Origin of the sequence: Nocardia sienata NBRC 100364 (assembly GCF_001613205.1) — a bacterium.
Lineage (GTDB): Bacteria > Actinomycetota > Actinomycetes > Mycobacteriales > Mycobacteriaceae > Nocardia > Nocardia sienata.
Window position 1 is genome coordinate 355,734 of sequence record NZ_BDBX01000004.1, and the last position, 17,326, is coordinate 373,059.

Consider the following 17,326-nt stretch of genomic DNA (forward strand, 5'->3'; position numbering starts at 1 on the left):
TACGGCCGTTCGCGAAAGTCGGGAATCCCCTTCCGCACCGGGGCCGGGTGTGCCGGTGGGATATCGGTACCGCGCCCGCGACCACTACGTGGTCGGCCGGGAGAAGATCCGTGAATTCGCCCGCGCGGTACAGGATCATCACCCGGTCCACTGGTCCGAGGACGCCGGCGCGGACTACGGATACGGCGGTCTCATCGCACCGCTGACGTTCTTCTCGGTGCCGGGGTTCCTCGCCCAATCGGAGATGTTCGCCTCTGTCATGACCGGCTACGACCTGAGCCAGATCATGCAGACCGATCAGGTGGTCCGCTACTACCGGCCGATCCGCCACACCGATGCGCTGTTCTTCGAGGTGCGCCTGGAATCGTTGCGCCGGGCCTTCGGCGGCGATCTGATGGGATTCCGGACGTTGGTCACCGACCGTCACGACGAACCGGTGCTCGTCTCGCACACCAGCATCGTGGGCCGGACCGGCGTCGAGTCGAACCTCGCCGATGTCGGCGCGAAGGTTCTCATGCACGGTTTCCGGCCGGGCGATGCGGAAAGTACGCGGCCCGCACCGCCGCCGGTGACCGGTGACCGGTGGGAGGAGCCGGCCGGCGACGCGATACCGTCCGCACCGGTGAGCCGCTATACCCGAGCGTTCGAAACCGTCGCCGTCGGTACCGAACTGCCGCCTCGGACCGTGCGGCTCACCGCGGGCGATCTGGTGAACTACGCCGGCGTGTCCGGCGATCCGAATCCGATCCATTGGAGCGGCGAGGTCGCCGGGCTGGCGGAGCTGGACTCCCCCGTCGCCCACGGCATGCTGACCATCGGCATCGGCGCCGGATTCGTCACCTCCTGGCTCGGCGATCCGGGTGCGGTCGTGGAATACGCGGTGCGCCTGACCAGCCCGGTGCACGTCACCGAGGAGGGGGCCGAGGTCGAATACTCCGGCCGGGTGAAGGCGGTGGATCCGGTGCGGCGGACGGCGACCGTCGCGCTCACCGCCCGGCACGGCGGCCGCCGGATCTTCGGACGCGCGACCGCGGTGGTCCGGCTCCGCTGAGACGGGTCCGGCGGCCGTCGCGTCGAATATTGCGACGGCGCGCGACCACCCCGGCGGGGCGATTTGACCTCGAGTTGAGTTCAGGTTCGAGGATGGTGCCATGAGCACGAACGAAGCACCCACCGTGGCGGATTCCGGGACCGACCACACAGCCGATATCGCGGCGATCGAACAGCTGATCAAGGATGTCGAAACCGGTTACAACACCAACGACGCCGAGCTGATGGTCAGCGGCTTCCTCGCCAATGCCTCCGCCGGGAATGCCGTGGGCACGGTGATCACCGGCCGCGAGGCACTGCTCGAGGCCGCACGTCTCGGACTGTCCGGGTTCCTGAAGGACGAGTACGTCGTTTACGAGCTCACCGATATCGTCTTCCTCCGCCCCGATATCGCGATCGCCCACAAGGCCGCCCGCGCGCGCACCGCCGACGGCGTCCTCCTCGACCGGGATCCGGCGATGGTCGCGCTCTATGTCCTGGTTGCGGAGAACGGACGCTGGTGGGTGGCCGCCCGGCACAACACACCGGTGCCCGCGGCAAGCTGAGGAACCGGGTGGCGTGCGGTATCGCACGGTGCCGCTCCCCAGGCCGAGAACCCGGCACGCGCGGTCCCGCAGGGTATCTGTGGGCCGCTCGCCGGGATCGGCTTCGCCGGACGCGCCGCTCAGCCGGCGACCGGTGTGCCCCCGGCGGATTCCCGGTGGCCCGAATCCGGTGCCGGGGCGAGCGCTTCCGGCGCGGGACCGAGCGCCCGGGGAGGCGCGCTCAGCGCCGCGGCCGCCCCGATACCCGCCCCGATTCCCGCGCCGATCCCGGCGAGCGGCGCGGCCATGAGGGCGAAACCGTAGGCGGCGCCCAACGGTGCCGCGGCGAGTCCGATCGGCGCGAACGGCGCCCCGATCGCCAGCCCCATCGCACCACCCACACCCGCGCCGATGAGAGCGAACGGGCTCGCGAACGCCGCCCCGGCGGCCGCGCCGATCGCCGCGGCACCGATGGTCTGCCCGGCGACCCGGTCGGAGCGGGTGCGTTCCATACCGACCGAATCGAGGAAGGTCGCCAGCTCGGCTTCGGCCGACGCGGAGCCGTCGTTGATCTGGATGGCCTGCTCCCGGGGCAGCCATTCCGGGGAGTCGACCTGGACATCGCCGAAACGCAAGGCGCCGGGCGGGGGCGCGATCGGGGGCACAGGCGCGACGGGCACAGGCGCGTGCGGGGCTTCCACCGGCGCCAGATAATCGGCCTGGGGGGCCGGCCGCGCCCACTGCAGCGAGGACAAGATGTCGTCGGGAATCCGGACGCCCCGGTATGGGCGAACATTCGGCGCTTCGGCGCCGGGCCACTGCGCGGAGCCGTCCGCCTGCCCCGCCGTTCCGGTGCCGGCGGTGGGATCGGCCGGGATCGTCTCGTTCGCGACCGGGGCGAGGTGCCCGTGCGAATCGGCCGTGCGGTAGTGATCCGGTTCGGCACCGGCGCTGCCGGTCCCTACCAGGGTGAGGACGACGGGAACGGCGCCCGCCACCACCATGGACCCCATCCGGGTTCGACGCGGACTGACTGCTCTGTGCTTGCCGGTGCCCATCTATCACCTTCCGCCTGAAAGAGATGCTGTCGTTTCACATTCGGATCCGCGCATCGATTCGGATGGGTTCGAATTTGTCGCCGGTCGGGTCGGTTTGCGGTGACCACAGGGTCTCGACCACCGCCGGGACATCCGGACGAGCGCGCGACCGTCGCACGACATACCGGCGGGGCGCCGGACCGGCTCGCGGAGTCCGCGCGACATTCAGGCGGAGGGAGCGCCGAGGTCGGTGAACGAGCCGCCGCGCCCGGCCCCGGCGGCGAATCGCTCGACACCCGAGGCCGCTTCGGCCAGCGAGATGACCCCGTGCTCCCATTCGTTGGCGATCGCCTCTTGTTCGTCCATCCCCTCCTGCTGCAGCAGCGAGAGCCGGTCGTGCCGCTGGCAGGTCTGCGGGAAACGCGCGATCTCGGCGGCGAGCGCTTCGGCGGCCTGCCGTTCCTCGCCGACCGGGACGACACGGTCGGCGAGACCCATCGCGTGCGCCTCGGCCGCGGCCACGGGCCGGCCGGTGAGCACCATGTCCATGGCCCGCCCGGTACCGATCAGCCGCGGCAGCCGCACCGTACCGCCGTCGATGAGCGGAACTCCCCACCGCCGGCAGAAGACCCCGAACACCGCGTCCTCGGCGGCCACCCGCAGATCACACCAGATCGCCAGTTCCAGTCCACCGGCCACCGCATGACCGGCGACCGCGGCGATCACCGGTTTGCTCAGCCGCATGCGGGTCGGCCCCATGGGCCCGCGGCCCTTCGCCGACAGCGGATTGGCCCGGTCGGTCCCGACGGCTTTGAGATCGGCACCGGCACAGAAGTTCCCGCCCTCACCCCACAGCACCGCCACCGCCGCCGAATCGTCGTTCTCGAAGGCGGTGAACGCGTCGTAGAGGGCGGTACCGGTGGGTCCGTCGACCGCGTTGCGGGCCTGCGGCCGGGACAGGACGACGGTGTACACCGGCCCGTTCCGTTCGATTCGCACAGGTGCGCCGGTCATAGCTGTCCCTTCGTTCGCGGTCACCGCCCGAGCCTATGGCCTCCGGCGCACTCTCGGGCCGATCCGCACCGATCGGACCCCTCCGGTCTCCGAATCCCGCCCGCAGGCGCGATCCGGTGATCGAACACGTCCGGCGCGGTCCCGCGGATGTCGATGGAGTTCGGCGCTATCTGTGACACGCAACGTCCGGCCCGGAGACGCACGGTCATCGCACAGCGGTGCCGTATCCCGGGGAAGGGACCCGGCCGCCGGTGGACTCGGTGCCGAGCAGGCCGAATGCCTCCAGCGCCAGATACAGTTCCGCCGATTGGCGGGGGTCGGTGGTGTCGCGGCCGGTGAGGTCGCGAATCTTGCGCAGCCGATAGCGCACCGTATTGCGATGGCAGTGCATGATTTCGGCGACGGCCGCGGCCGATCCACCGCATCGGTACCAGGATTCGAGCGCACCGATCAGCTCGTCCCGCTCGGCGACCGGGAGATCGAGCAGCGGGCCGAGGATCTGCGCGGCCGCCCGCCGCCCGGCCTCGGGAACGGCAACGAGAAGATGGGCGACCGGTTCGTCGCCGAAGCGGACCGTGGCCGGCGAACCCGGCCGCACCGACCGGGACGCCAGCCGTGCCTCGGCCAGCGCCGCAGTGATGACATGCGGTGTCGTGAAGGCGGCGCTGACACCCACCCGGTCGGTGACGCACGCCGAGACCGTGGCCGTGGCGCGGTCGAGCGCTTCCGGGGAGGTTGCGGACAGCAACCCGATATATGCATCGATCTGGGCATCCCAGACCGACCGTATGCCGATATCACGCAGCGCCGCGGTGAGCCTGCCCGGCAGCGGCGCGGTGGGCTCGGTATCGATGGCGACCACCGCGTACGCACCAGGTTCCGGGAATCCGAGGATGCGCAGGACTTCGAGGACGCGGGCGGGGTTGCCGGAATGGTCGTCGAACAGGGTACGAACCAGCCGGCTCTGGAGCTGGGCGTCGGTATGCGCAAGCAGTACTTCGGTTTCCCGGTAGGACTCCACAGCCGCGTCGGAGTACAGGTCGACGAGCTCCCACAGCCGCGTCGCCAGCTCGTGCAGCCGAGCGTCCCCCGGGCCGGCCGACCAGTTGGTCAGTTCCTCCCAGATGAGCCGGCCACCCAGCCGGTAGGCGTGCAACAGGCTCGCGACCGGAATCCCCTGTTCGGCCTTGAGGCGCCCCGCGTCGCGGGCCGGTTGCAGCCGCAACGGGCCGGTTCCGGAAAGCGCCTCGATGACCGCGGTCAAATTTTCCAGGCAGGTGCGGTACAGCTGATCCGCGGTCAGCAACCCGGACTCCCCGTACGACGGGTCGGCCGCCGCGATCCGGCCGACCAGGACATCGGTCAGCGCCTCGACGGAATCGGCGAGTGCGGCGGCCAGCGGCGCCGCCGAGGGCGCGGGCGTGCTCATACTGGAACAGTCTAGTCACACGGCCGTGACCCACACCACGCCTATTTTGTGCCCGTGCACAAAACCGAGCACCGAATCACGCAACGCCGACACATTTCCTTCGGGCACCGGCACAGCCACACTGATCAGTACTCGGATCACCGGATCTCAGCTACGGAGTGTGCCCACGTGCAGCCAGAACAGACCGTCGCGGCCGAAACGGTCATCGATACCGTCCTCGCCGAACTCGCCGCCGGCGAGCAGAAATGGTCCCGGCTGCCGCTGGCCGGCCGGCGGGCTCTCCTCGAGCGGATGCGCACGCTCACGGGGCAACATGCCCGCGAATGGGTCGAGGCCGCGATCCGGATCAAAGGTCTCGAGCCCGCGTCCCCGCTGGTGGGCGAGGAATGGCTCTCGGGACCCTATGTCTTCGCGACGAGCCTCACCGCGGTGTCACAGACCCTCGAATCGCTGGAGCGCGGCGTGAGCCCGCTCGCGAACGCGACATTCGGCACCGCCGGCGGCCGGGTGACCGTGCGCGCGCTCCCCGCGGGGCTCTACGACGAACTTCTGCTCAGCGGTTTCCGGGCCGAGGTGTGGTTGCAGCGGGGCGTCGACGCGGCCACCGCCCGCGCCGGCGCGGGCCTCGCCCAGCTCGATCCCGCCCGCACCCACGGGATCGGCGCGGTGCTGGGCGCGGGGAACATCACCTCGATCGCGCCGCTGGACACCATCTACGAACTCATCGCGCACAACCGCGTGGTGGCCCTGAAGCTGAACCCGGTCACCGATCCGCTGCTGCCGGTGTTCGAGAAGATCTTCGCGCCGCTGATCGAGCTCGGAGTGGTGCGGATGCTCACCGGCGGCCCCGAGGTCGGCGGGCAACTGGTGGCACACGAGCGGGTCGCGCATGTCCACATGACCGGCAGCGCCGCGACGCACGACGCCATCGTATGGGGCACGGGCCCGCAGGCCGCGCAACGGAAGAAGGCCGGCACCCCGCTGCTGGACAAACCCATCACCAGCGAGCTCGGCGGAGTGTCCCCGACGATCGTGCTGCCCGGCGAATGGAGTACCGCCGACCTGGAATTCCAGGCCGAGCACATCGCTACCCAGCGCCTGCACAACGGCGGCTACAACTGTGTGGCCACGCAGGCGGTGATCCTATCCGCGGACTGGCCCCAGAAGGACGCCTTCCTGGCGGCCCTCACCGCGGCCGTCGATCGGGCACCGAACCGCCACGCCTACTACCCGGGTAGCGACCACCGGGTCGCCTCGGCGCGGGCCGGCTATCCCGACGCTCGCCCGCTCGGCCGCCGGGGCGAGCGACTACTGGTGGCCGGGCTGGATCCGGACACCGACGAAGCGCTGTTCACCTCGGAATACTTCGCACCTGTCCTCGGCATCGTGGAGCTGCCCGGGAGCGGGGTCGCCTTCGCCCGCGCCGCGGTGGATACCGCCAACGACAAGTTCACCGGCACCCTCGGTGTGAACATCGTGGCGCATCCGGACACCGTCGACGCGCTCGGTACGGAATTCGACCAGATGATCGAGCGGCTGCGGTACGGCACCGTCGCCGTGAACGCGTGGACCGCGGTCGGTTATCTGACTCCCACCGCGAGCTGGGGCGCCTACCCGGGCCATACGCTCGACGACGTGCAGAGCGGGATCGGTGTGGTGCACAACGCCTGGCTGATCGACGGGATCGAGCGCACCGTCGTGCGGGGTCCGTTCCGGCCCGCGCCGCGGTCGGTGCTGCACGGCGAGTGGGCGCTCACCCCGAAGCCGCCGTGGTTCGTCTCCAACCGGACCGCCGCGCGGACCGGGCGACTGCTGACCGACTTCGCTGCCGATCCGCGCTGGTCGCGCTGGTCGCGCCTGCCTGCGATCTTCGCCTCCGCGCTACGCGGTTGATCACACCCGAGCGACCTGTGTCGAGGACGAGTCGCGACACGGGTCGCCGCACGTGACCGGCGCTGTTCCGGGCACGCTCGGACTGTGCCGCACTCGGGCAGCCGGTCAGGCCAGCCGACCCAGCCACCCGGCGGCGTCGAGCCGGAACGCCACCGGCGGCGCCAGGGCACGGAGATCGTCCTCCATGGCCCGGATTCGTTCCTCTCCGCGCTCACGCGCCCAGTTCCCGCGCAATTGCTGGAAGATCGCGGCCGAGCGGGCCAGCGCGTCGAAACCCCGCGTGGTGAGGCGGACGACGCGCCGCCGGGTATCGGCCGGATCATCCGCCCGTTCGGCGTACCCGAGAGCGACCAGACGGTCCACTGTTTTGCCGGCGGCCTGTTTGGAAATCCCCAGACGACGGCCGATATCGCTGGCCGAGGCCCCGTCGGCACCGATCGCCTGCATGGCGAAACCATGGGCAGGCCGCATTTCCGGATGTCCCTGTCGCGCCAGTTCGGCGTGCAATTCGTCGATCAGCGTCCGGAACCCGGCGAACAGTAGGAGCGCGAGCTCGTAACCGGCGCGCGGCGCACCCTCTACTTCCGCGCCGTCCGTGGAACCCTTGGCATAACCGTCAACCTGGTTTACCATCTCCTCATTATCGTCAACCATGTTGTCCACCTTAGGAGAGAGATGTTCACCGCCCACACCCTGGAGACCGCTCCGCACGCCGCCCGGTCGGCGATGCGGGCAGTCCAGAGCCCTACCGGCACGATTCCCGACGCAGTCCGCCGGCTGGCCGGATCACCCGAGCTACTCAACGGATTTCTGGCCATGAGCGCCAGTTTCGAACGCTGCACCCTGGATCCGCCGGCACGGGAGGTCGTCATCATGACCGTCGCCGTACGTAACGACTGCCATGTGTGTATCGCCATGCACACCGGCAAACTCCGCAAACTCGGCGTGGCACCGGAGATCGTCACCGCCCTGCGCACGGCCGCGCCCCTTCCCGACGCACGCCTCGAGGTGATCCGGATATTCACCCTCGAGGTCCTCGCGACCGCGGGCGGCGTGGAAGAGGAAGCCGTTGCCGCACTCCTGGCGCAGGGGTACACCGAACGCAACGCGTTGGAAGTCGTCTTCGGAATCGGCACCTACACGATGTCGACACTGGCCAATCGTCTCGTACGCGCCGCATGACCGGCAGCCCCCCGGCGGTGCCGAGCACCGCCGGGAGGGGCTCGCACCGTCGATCACCCGGCCTCCGGCGGGGGGACCGGAGTGAGCGCTCGCCGGGCCAGGGCGAGCCATCGGAGCTGATCCGCTTCCGGAATCGTATCGGCGGGCGCGGTGGCCAGCAGCAGGATCACATCATCAGTGGTGATATCGGGGTAGAGCGAACCCTCCCGGTGCGCCGCCGCGACCAGCCGGTCCACCGCGATACGGCCCCGGTCCCTGACTTCCCCGAGGGCGTCCTCGGCCAGCGCGGCCACCGCGAACCGGAACAGCCGCTCCTGCTTCATCTCGAGCACCACGCTCCGCAGTAGGGCCAGCAGCTCGTCGATGGCAGGTCCGGCGCCGGTCTCGACCCGCAGCAGCGCCGCATCCAGTGATCGGGCGATCGTCTCGGCGAGGTCGGCCACCGCGCCTTCGATCAGATCCTTCTTGGCCGGGAAGTGCCGATAGAGGGTGCCCACCGCGATTCCCGCGGCGGCGGCGATCTCGTCCATACCGATCCCGGGCCCGCGCTCGACCACCAGCGCCCGCGTCGCCGCGATGATCGCCTCGCGATTACGCAGCGCATCTGCGCGCCTACCCTTGCCGGCCATCGGCACCAACTCCTCCACCTTGCCGAAAACATGAACGCCTGGTTCACTTTATTGTGAACGACTCGTTCATCTTAGGAGGAGCCCTGACCATGTGGACCGAAGCCGATATCCCCGATCTGAGGGGCCGGACCGCCGTAGTCACCGGAGCCAATACCGGGCTCGGATTCGAAACCGCCCGCGCATTGGCCGAGCACGGCGCCACCGTCGTCCTGGCCTGCCGCGATACCGGCCGCGCCGCCGCGGCCGCCGGCCGGATCGCGGCGAAAACACCGGACGCCCGGATCGATACCGTGCCACTCGATCTGGCGTCACTCGGATCGGTCCGCACGGCGGCGGGGCTGATCGGTGACCGCTACGACCACCTCGACCTGCTGATCAACAATGCGGGCGTGACCGGCCTGACCGGCGTGACCGCGGACGGCTTCGAGCCGCAGTTCGGCATCAACCACCTCGGCCATTTCGCGCTGACCGGACTGCTGTTCGAGCGCCTCGTCGCGGCGCCGGCCGCGCGCGTGGTGACCGTCAGCAGTATCGGCCACCGATTCGGCCGGATCGACCCCGCCCACCCGGCCGCGCCGGGCGGAAACGCATACGGCAAATCGAAATTGGCGAACCTGCTGTTCACCTACGAATTGACCCGGCGCTTCACCGGCACTCGGGCGAGCGCTCTCGCCGCCCACCCGGGCGGTGCGAGCACCGAGGTGTTCCGCTATTCCCCCGCCGCGTTCCGGCTGCCGAACCTCGCCATCGCCCGCCTCTTCGGCCGGACCCCTGCCATGGGCGCGCTGCCGACGCTGCGCGCGGCCACTGATCCGCTGGCCGCCAACGGCGACTACTACGGCCCCGCTGGGCTCTTCGAGATCCGCGGCTATCCGGATCATGTGCGGTCCAGTGCCCTTTCACACGACCGCCGCCGACAGGAAAGGCTCTGGTCGGCCTCCGAAGAACTGACCGGGGTGCGGTTCGCTGTGAGCGGAACCACCGGCAGCTGAAACGGCGTAATCTTGTAATCAAGTAATCGTCGTAGCTGAGAAGGTGCACCATGAGACATGGACATCGGGGGCGCGGGTTCGGCCGGCCCGGCGGCTGGCAGCAGGCCGATCTACCGGACGCGGCGGACGCGGCGGACTGGTTCGCGGGACGGCTGCCCGGCGACTGGTTCACCGGAAATCCCGACATCGAGATAGACCGGGACGAGATCGTGGTGATCGGCGAACTCCCGCTCCCCGGCACCGACCCGGACGAGAAGCCCGCGGCGGATTCGACGGCCGGCGGGGACGAGACCACCCGCGCGGTTCCGGAGGCGACGAAACAGGGGGCCGTGGCGCGTTTCCGGGAGACCACCCGGGCCGCGCGGATGCAGATCGCCGACGAAGCCCAGCAGCGCTACGGCCGCAGTGTGGCCTGGGGTGTGTCGGTCGACGGTCAGCGGATTCTGTTCACCCACCTGGCGGTGCCGGTGATGACACGTCTGCGCCAGCCGGAACGCAAGGTCCTCGATACGCTCGTCGACGCGGGCGTCGCACGTTCCCGGGCCGACGCGCTGGCCTGGACGGTGAAACTGGCGGGCGAGCACACGCAGAGCTGGCTGGAAGAACTACGCACCGCGATGCGCAAGGTCGAGGACCTCCGTTCGGAGGGCCCGCAGGGGCTCTGAGCCACAACCCGGCCGGCCCCGTTCCGGCGCCACATCCGGTGGCGCCGGGCACGGCGCCACCGGATCGCCCACGCGTGCGATACCGGCCGCTCAGCCCAGATGCGCCGAGAGCAGCCACGCCGGAACCGATTTGCGGCCGTTCGGTTCGTCGCGCAGGTCCTCGAACCGCAGCAGTGGTTCGCCGGCCGGGGAATCGAGCCGCTCCGGCAGATTCGCATGGATCCGCGCCGGAGCGATCTCATCGATTACCCAGTATTTCGACACCGCGTCGCGGAGTTCGCCGGCGGTGACCGGCGCGGGTCCCGCCTCGGGAAGTTCGGGGAATCCGGCCCGGTCGAACACCAGCGCGAAATAGGCCGCACCCGGAGCGGCGGCCCGCGCGATCGACCGCAGATAGCCCTCCCGCGACGCGATCGGAATCGAATGGAACAGCGTGCTGTCGACCACGGTGCCGAAGCGGCCGTCATACCCGGTGAACGAGGTGATATCGGCGACCTCGAAGGTGGCGGTCTCCAGGCCGCGCCGTGCGGCTGCGGCCCGAGCCGATTCGATCGCGGTCGGCGCGAGGTCCAGGCCGACGGTCGTGAAACCGCGCTCGGCCAGATACAGCGAGATGGCACCTTCACCGCACCCGGCGTCGAGTACCTCGCCATGGAACTTGCCCTGGTCGATGAGCGCGGCGAGTTCCGGCTGGGGTTCCCCGATACTCCACGGCGGCGCGACATCCGGTCCGAACGGACCGGTACCGCGATAGACGGATTCGAATTCGAAATCACCCGGTGTGGTCATACCCCACGACTAGCAGCCGATCCGGCGCATGTACATGTGACCGCGCCGCGAAACTCGGCGGTCCGGCCGAGCGCCCGCGCACGGCCGGCCCGTGCCGACGCCCGATGACGCGCGGCACCGTGGCAGCCGCCGGGCCCTCGCGAGGCCACGACGACCCGTGCCGCGGGCCCGAAGACGATCCGTACAGCACAGCGCGCCCCCGGCTGCGCAAGAACCGACTGGGCCGGTTGTGTAGCGGCCGCGCGGACAAGAAGAGCCCCCCCGACCTCGGCATGATCAGGGAAATCGCCACCGGATTCATCTCTGTCCGTTCGCCGGACAGCGCATAACCGAGAGGAAAACTACATCCGGGACCATCCGTCTGAGTCAGTGACCTGCGGTTATTGGCAATTCTCACGTCGATACAAGCGTCGGCAGTCCGTTCGCACGGCCCCGATCGAGCATGCTCCGACTCCGCGCGCCAGAGCGATCCACGACATATACGCAGGATGAAGGACACCCGCGGTCGTTACATCGCGCCAATGGCCGTAGACAGCACGAGCCCACGCAAATCACCGAATCGGCCAACAAGACACCTGTACAGCTGTTAAGTTACTGCGTATTCTTCCCATATCAACCCGGTGACGCATCTGCGCCACCGCAATGCTCGAACTCGACGAGGAGTGGCGACATGGACCGATTCAACAGGCGGGATGCGTTGAAAGCGGGCGGGGTGCTGGGCGCGTTCGGCGCCCTCGCCATCGCGACCCCGGCCCGAGCGCAACCGTGGACATGGTCGCCCCAGGGGTCGGTGGCGGGCAGCGGTGCCGGGGTCGATCCGCTGGGCGTCTGGGATCCCGAAGCCGACGAACTGGTCGCCTCACTGCTCGATCGCGGCGCGATACCCGCCGTCAACGATCTACTGCGCACCTGGACCCGCAACGGTCAGCCGCTACCCGACGGTCTACCCCCGGATCTACGGGACTTCATGGAATACGCGCGGCAGCTCCCTCAGTGGACCGATCCCGGCAAATTGGCCACCGCCGTCGAATTCAACAAGAAGCGCGGTCTCTACCTCGGCGTGTTGTACGGCCTCGCCAGCGGCATGATGAGCACGGTCATCCCCAAGGAGGCGCGGGCGGTCTATTACTCCAAGGGTGGCCACGACCTCAAGGACCGTATCTCCAAGACCGCCAAACTCGGCTACGACATCGGCAGCGGCAACGCCTACGGCCCGGACGGGCAGATGGTCGTCACCTGCGTCAAAACGCGTCTGGTCCATGCCGCGGTGCGGCATCTGCTGCCCCAGTCGCCGCACTGGGTGCACTCGGCCGACGAGGACATCCCGATCAGCCAGAACGACATCATGGTCACGTGGCACAGCCTGCCCACCACCGTGATGCGGCACCTCACGGCCTGGAAGGTGCCGATTCCCGTCCACGAATCGGATGCGTTCCTGCATTCCTGGCAAGTCGCCGCGCATCTGCTCGGCGTCCGCGACGAATACATCCCGAACTCCTGGGATCAGGCCGAGGCCCAGGCGGCGCAGGTGCTGGATCTGATCATCGCGCCGACCCCGGAGGGGGTGAAACTGGCCGACCGGCTGCTGCGCCTGGGCACGAACCTCGACCTCGCCATCCTGAGCAAAGGGGTCCTCGGCTCCTTCACGCGCTTCCTGCTCGGCGACAAGATCGCCGACGAACTGGCCATCGCCCGCGAACCGGTCTGGGATCCGCTGCTGCGGTTCAGCTGGGGCCCGTTCATCGCGGTCCGGGAAGGCATCCTCACCGTCGCCCCGCCGACGCAGGAGGCGTACTGGCTGTTCGACGAGTTCCTGCGCCAGTTCGCCCTGTGGTATCTGGCCGAACTCCGGATGCCGATCAGTATCGAGCTCCCGATGATGAACCGGGATATGAGCCGGCCGCCGCGCTGACCCGGCGGCCCGGCCGAGCCCGCACGGGCGGTGTCCATGCGGGCGGTCTCGGCACAGTCGGCGTCCGCACAGGCAGCCGGTATCCGTGCGGGCGGTGTCCACACAGCCCGTATCCGTGCGGGCCGGGGGGCGCATGCGCCGCCCTGGCGTCCACCTCGCGCCTGCTCGGCCTCATCCCACGGGAGTTCCGAGATCACGTTCTCCCGCCTCACTCGAGCAGCTACACCCTTCGGTGTGACCAGATGGAGCAGTCATGCCCACACGATGGAAATCCGGTGTCGCCGCCTGCGTATTCGCGCTCGTGGCCGCGGCTGTCCAGGCCGGCGGAGCCCCGCCGGCGGCGGCCACACCGACCCCGTGCCCCGATCTGTACGTCGTAGCGATCCCCGGAACCTGGGAGACCTCCGAGACCGAGCCCGGCACGGGGATGCTCGCGGCGACCGTCGACCGGCTGCCGGGAAATGTGGCGGTCGACTATGTCGCCTACGCCGCGACGGCCTTCCCCTGGGAGGGAGAGGTCTACGGCCGCTCCAAGCAGGAAGCCACCGATCGAGCGCGCGATAAGGTCGCGGCCGCGGCTCGGGCCTGCCCGGCGGCACGTATCGCGATCCTCGGCTACAGCCAGGGCGCGCACGCGGCCGGTGATCTCGCGGCCGAGATCGGTGCCGGATCCGCCACCACGCCGGCGGACCGAATCGCGCTGGTGGGATTGATCGCCGACCCTCGGCGTTCGCCCGCGGACACCCTCATCGGCCCGGCGGTGCCCGGTGCCGGAGCGGTCGGCGCACGGCCCGGCGGCTTCGGCGCACTCGGCCCGCGTACGTACACGTTCTGTGTCGACGGCGATCTGTACTGCGCGATGCCCGACGGCGATATCGCCGGGCGCCTGGCCGGACTGATGGTCCAGATGTCGCATCCCGATGCGGCCGATATCGGCAGCTATCAGCGGCAGGCGGCCGCACTGTTCGGCGATGCGCTCGCCGCGGGCGGTCTCGGCCTGCTGGCCGAGGAGTTCGATGCGCCCGCGTACGAGCAGCGCCGGAAGCAAATCGACGATTTTCTCAAATCCGGTGCGCATCAGAGCTATGCCGTTTACGTCGTCGAGCCCGCGGGCACCACCGCCCTGACCTGGCTACGGCAGCGCCTGATCGAGGCGACGAACTACTGAGCACCGGCGGCACGGTCGACCGCGCCGGGAAGCCAGCTGTTTCCGGGTACGGTCCACCGCCGATCCTTGATCATCCTGCGGGCCGCGCGCCGGTTCCGTCCGATCAGGCGGTCCAGGTAGAGAGTTCCCGCGAGATGGTCGGTCTCGTGTTGCAGACAGCGGGCCAGGTATCCGGTGGACGCGACCGTCACGGGGGCTCCTGTCATATCCACGCCCGTCACCTCGGCCCGGTGCGCTCGGCCCGTGGGAAACCACTCGTCCGGAACGGAAAGACACCCTTCGAGATCGTCTTCGGGGTGGGGCATGGTCTCCGGCAGTCCGGAGGTCCGCAGCACCGGATTCACCAGGTGGCCGCGGTATCGGACCCCGGAATCGGTGAGGTCGTAGACGAACACCGCGCGCGGGTCGCCGATCTGGTTCGCCGCCAATCCGGCACCGGCGGCGGCGGTGTTGGTATCGAACAGATCATCGACGAACGCGGCGAGTTCGTCGTCGAACACTGTCACCGGAACCGCGGGAGCGGTAAGCCGCGGGTCGCCGGCGATGAGGATCGGTCGCACAGTCATCCGGCCAGATTACTCAAATACGAGTAGTCGTGTCAGACTGGCTGGATGAACGAGACCCGCTTGTTCGTCCTGGCCGCCCTGGCCCGGCGCGGCCCTATGCACGGCCACCAATTGCGCCGGGACGCCCGCCTGGACCGCGCTGACCTGTGGTCGCGCGTCAAACCCGGCTCGCTGTACGGCGCACTGCACCGCATGGAGAGTGAAGGGCTGGTCCGCCCGGTACGCACCGAACAGCACGGCGCGCTCCCCGCCCGCACGATCTACGAGATCACCGCCGAGGGCCTGCGGGAGTTGCGAGCCTTGCGTGACGAAGCCTTCACCGAGGTCGACATCCGGCCCGACCCGGTCGATCTCGCGCTCGCGGTCGGCGACGATCTCGATCCGGGATTGCTGCGCGGCTACCTCGAGGACCGGATCGCTGCGCTCCGCGCGATCGGCTCGCGGATGGAGCATCAGCTCGACCGCCGCTGGCCCGATCAGAGCACAGCCGACGATCTCATCGCCGAACACGCCCGCCTGCGGATACGAACCGAGATCGAATGGCACGAGAAGGTGCTGGCCGGTATCGGCAAGCCGTCCTGACCCGTACGCCATCACCGGCGACACCGGCCGCGACCTCGACGACACATCAACACTGGGAGCAATATCCCGTACGAACCTCCGTCGACATCTTCGGCCCCGGGTCGCCGGCGCGGCCACTTCACGAGAGGTACGCACTACACCGTGGGATCGAGCGTTGATCCATGGACATCGGTGCCGATCAGTCGAGCGGTTTCCGATGCTCGGGTATCCGCTTCGATCCAGGCCCGAGGGTGAGATCGAGGAGACGATCTACCAGTTCGACCGCGGTGTGCGCGGTGTAGTGGCCGGGCAACATTCCCTGGGCGATCCCGGCGATGGCCGCGAGGACGAGTTCGGCGTCCAGCTCGGCGGGCCCGGGGGCGCGTCCGGCCTTGCCGAATTGGTCGGCGAGGATCGCGACCAGGGCGCGGGGCGCTGTCAACGTTTCGTCGGCGGTGATGCCCTGCCCGGCGATCGCCGCGGTATTGAAGGCCCCCAGAACGATGGCCTCCTCCCGGCGTTGTTCGTCCAGCGGGAGCAGTTCGATCAGCACCATACGGATGACCTCGCGGGGTGAGGTGTCGCCGGAGCGGGTCGCCATTCGCTGGGCCAAGCGGGCGCCGGCGTCGTACACCACCGACTGGTGGGTGGCCAGCAGGAATTCCTTCTTGGTACCGAAGTAGTACTGCACCAGACGGACCGAAATACCGGCTTCGGCGGCGACTGTCTGGAAAGTGACCGCGGCCGGCCCCCCGGATACGATCACGCGGCGCACCGCATCGGTGATCTCGCGCCTGCGCGCTTCGTGGTCGACCAATCGTGGCACGAGTTCTCCCCTTTCCCCGGACCGGGCTGTCCAGAAATTTTGATGGTATACCCATACCATTTACGTGGTATGTTCATACCATCATCTGGGAGAGGGGAACCCATGCCGAAGATCGGGCGATTCACCAGCGATAAAGCCAAGGACACCTTTCTGCGCGCCTACGACGCCGTGGCCGCGAAGTGGCCGGTGCCGTCGACGAATCTCGACGTCGAAACAGCTTTCGGAACGACACGGATACGCAAGTCCGGCGCCGGGGACGGTGCGCCGATCGTGCTGCTGCCGGGCATCGGGGGCAATGGGCAGGTGTGGTTCCGGTTCGTCGAGGAACTGGCGCGCGACCGCGTCGTGTACACCCCGGACGTCATCGGCTGGGCCGGATACTGCGTGCAGACCGCACCACTGCGCGACACCGGCGATATCGCGCGGTGGATGGCCGATGTGCTCGACGGACTGGCAGAAGATCGCGTCCATCTGGCCGGGAACTCTCTGGGAGCCTGGCTGGCCGGCGCGATCGCGGTGCACCGCAGCGATCGTCTGGCGAGTATGACCATGTTCGAGCCGAGCGCTTCGACCTTCGCCAGACCACGCCCGGGTCTGCTGTTCAGATTCATCATGGCCGGGGCGCGTCCCACGCCCGAGCGGATGCGCAAGTTGAATCAGTGGCTGATGCCGGGTTACGAGATGAGCGACGAGGAGTTCGAACTGGCCACAGCGATCCGGGGATTCCGGGCAGCGATGCCGTGGGACCGTCCCTTCACCGACGCCGAGCTGGCCGCCATCACCGCACCGGCGCTGGTGCTCTTCGGCGCCCGCACGGTAGTCAGTGATCCCGAGCGCGCGGCAGCCCGCGCCCGCAGGCATATACCGTCGGCCGAAATCGGCATATACCAGGACGTGGGACACGACCTACTGTGGGCGAACCCGCAGCAGATCATCCCGCGTTTTCTCACCTTCGTCGCCGACCACGACCAAGTCCGTACGTGAACAACACACGGAGCCACAGCGTCCGGAGCGGGCCCACCCGCTCCGGGACCGAGCGGAGCAAGGCGGGGGCTGCGCAACGCGAGTCGGCTCCCGATCACTGCCGTC

18 protein-coding genes are annotated in these 17,326 nt (G+C 69.0%); 10 read left to right on the top strand and 8 right to left on the bottom strand.

The features are described 5' to 3' along the window. Positions 1 to 55: 55 nt before the first annotated feature. Together NS4_RS04635 and NS4_RS04640 are read left to right on the top strand one after the other, a co-directional pair. Positions 56 to 1,051 (top strand): fused (3R)-hydroxyacyl-ACP dehydratase subunits HadA/HadB, encoded by a 996-nt coding sequence (locus NS4_RS04635; RefSeq protein ID WP_245665068.1) that lies wholly within the window; start codon positions 56 to 58, stop codon positions 1,049 to 1,051. Between the two features lie 100 nt (positions 1,052 to 1,151). Further along, positions 1,152 to 1,595, top strand: a complete 444-nt coding sequence (locus NS4_RS04640) for an SgcJ/EcaC family oxidoreductase (protein ID WP_063058195.1) — start codon at positions 1,152 to 1,154, stop codon at positions 1,593 to 1,595. A 119-nt stretch (positions 1,596 to 1,714) separates the two neighbouring features. Here NS4_RS04640 and NS4_RS04645 read toward each other — a convergent pair whose 3' ends face one another. The 3 genes from NS4_RS04645 to NS4_RS04655 form a co-directional block, all read right to left on the bottom strand. After that, positions 1,715 to 2,632: a hypothetical protein gene (locus tag NS4_RS04645; RefSeq protein WP_245665070.1), complete on the bottom strand. Its 918-nt coding sequence runs from the start codon at positions 2,630 to 2,632 to the stop codon at positions 1,715 to 1,717. A gap of 204 nt (positions 2,633 to 2,836) precedes the next feature. Then, the gene (locus NS4_RS04650) at positions 2,837 to 3,625 is read right to left on the bottom strand and encodes a crotonase/enoyl-CoA hydratase family protein (protein ID WP_063058196.1); all 789 of its coding nucleotides are present in this window, start codon (positions 3,623 to 3,625) and stop codon (positions 2,837 to 2,839) included. Positions 3,626 to 3,830: 205 nt separating this feature from the next. Next, positions 3,831 to 5,054, bottom strand: a complete 1,224-nt coding sequence (locus NS4_RS04655) for a PucR family transcriptional regulator (RefSeq protein ID WP_063058197.1) — start codon at positions 5,052 to 5,054, stop codon at positions 3,831 to 3,833. A gap of 168 nt (positions 5,055 to 5,222) precedes the next feature. Between NS4_RS04655 and NS4_RS04660 the strand changes: the two genes are divergently transcribed. Continuing rightward, positions 5,223 to 6,947, top strand: a complete 1,725-nt coding sequence (locus NS4_RS04660; protein WP_063058198.1) for an aldehyde dehydrogenase family protein — start codon at positions 5,223 to 5,225, stop codon at positions 6,945 to 6,947. Positions 6,948 to 7,052: 105 nt separating this feature from the next. Here NS4_RS04660 and NS4_RS04665 read toward each other — a convergent pair whose 3' ends face one another. Continuing rightward, complete coding sequence (locus tag NS4_RS04665; protein WP_218020302.1) at positions 7,053 to 7,580, bottom strand: MarR family winged helix-turn-helix transcriptional regulator; 528 nt, start codon at positions 7,578 to 7,580, stop codon at positions 7,053 to 7,055. 42 nt (positions 7,581 to 7,622) lie between these two features. Between NS4_RS04665 and NS4_RS04670 the strand changes: the two genes are divergently transcribed. Next, positions 7,623 to 8,129, top strand: coding sequence for a carboxymuconolactone decarboxylase family protein (locus NS4_RS04670; protein ID WP_063058199.1), 507 nt, complete (start codon positions 7,623 to 7,625; stop codon positions 8,127 to 8,129). A 53-nt stretch (positions 8,130 to 8,182) separates the two neighbouring features. Here NS4_RS04670 and NS4_RS04675 read toward each other — a convergent pair whose 3' ends face one another. Next, entirely contained in the window at positions 8,183 to 8,758 is a 576-nt protein-coding gene (locus tag NS4_RS04675) for a TetR/AcrR family transcriptional regulator (protein ID WP_157105882.1), read from the bottom strand. 83 nt (positions 8,759 to 8,841) lie between these two features. Between NS4_RS04675 and NS4_RS04680 the strand changes: the two genes are divergently transcribed. After that, on the top strand, positions 8,842 to 9,750 hold the full coding sequence (locus NS4_RS04680; protein ID WP_063058410.1) for an oxidoreductase: 909 nt from the start codon (positions 8,842 to 8,844) through the stop codon (positions 9,748 to 9,750). A gap of 50 nt (positions 9,751 to 9,800) precedes the next feature. Then, positions 9,801 to 10,415 carry an ATP-binding transcription factor AbmR gene (gene abmR, locus NS4_RS04685; protein WP_063058201.1) on the top strand — a complete coding sequence of 205 codons (615 nt, stop codon included), beginning with the start codon at positions 9,801 to 9,803 and terminating at the stop codon, positions 10,413 to 10,415. A 90-nt stretch (positions 10,416 to 10,505) separates the two neighbouring features. On the opposite strand, the gene NS4_RS04690 is transcribed toward abmR, so the two are convergent. Beyond that, positions 10,506 to 11,204, bottom strand: a complete 699-nt coding sequence (locus tag NS4_RS04690; protein WP_063058202.1) for a class I SAM-dependent methyltransferase — start codon at positions 11,202 to 11,204, stop codon at positions 10,506 to 10,508. Positions 11,205 to 11,874: 670 nt separating this feature from the next. Here NS4_RS04690 and NS4_RS04695 point away from each other — a divergent pair. After that, entirely contained in the window at positions 11,875 to 13,116 is a 1,242-nt protein-coding gene (locus NS4_RS04695) for an oxygenase MpaB family protein (RefSeq protein ID WP_063058203.1), read from the top strand. 253 nt (positions 13,117 to 13,369) lie between these two features. Continuing rightward, the gene (locus NS4_RS04700) at positions 13,370 to 14,284 is read left to right on the top strand and encodes a cutinase family protein (RefSeq protein WP_084486734.1); all 915 of its coding nucleotides are present in this window, start codon (positions 13,370 to 13,372) and stop codon (positions 14,282 to 14,284) included. On the opposite strand, the gene NS4_RS04705 is transcribed toward NS4_RS04700, so the two are convergent. Continuing rightward, the gene (locus NS4_RS04705) at positions 14,278 to 14,850 is read right to left on the bottom strand and encodes a peptide deformylase (protein WP_063058204.1); all 573 of its coding nucleotides are present in this window, start codon (positions 14,848 to 14,850) and stop codon (positions 14,278 to 14,280) included. The genes NS4_RS04700 and NS4_RS04705 overlap by 7 nt on opposite strands. A 45-nt stretch (positions 14,851 to 14,895) precedes the next feature. On the opposite strand from NS4_RS04705, the gene NS4_RS04710 reads away from it, so the two are divergent. After that, on the top strand, positions 14,896 to 15,432 hold the full coding sequence (locus NS4_RS04710) for a PadR family transcriptional regulator (protein WP_063058205.1): 537 nt from the start codon (positions 14,896 to 14,898) through the stop codon (positions 15,430 to 15,432). 178 nt (positions 15,433 to 15,610) lie between these two features. Here NS4_RS04710 and NS4_RS04715 read toward each other — a convergent pair whose 3' ends face one another. Beyond that, positions 15,611 to 16,237 (bottom strand): TetR/AcrR family transcriptional regulator, encoded by a 627-nt coding sequence (locus NS4_RS04715; RefSeq protein ID WP_063058206.1) that lies wholly within the window; start codon positions 16,235 to 16,237, stop codon positions 15,611 to 15,613. Positions 16,238 to 16,339: 102 nt separating this feature from the next. On the opposite strand from NS4_RS04715, the gene NS4_RS04720 reads away from it, so the two are divergent. Continuing rightward, positions 16,340 to 17,221 carry an alpha/beta fold hydrolase gene (locus NS4_RS04720; protein WP_063058207.1) on the top strand — a complete coding sequence of 294 codons (882 nt, stop codon included), beginning with the start codon at positions 16,340 to 16,342 and terminating at the stop codon, positions 17,219 to 17,221. Positions 17,222 to 17,326: the final 105 nt, after the last annotated feature.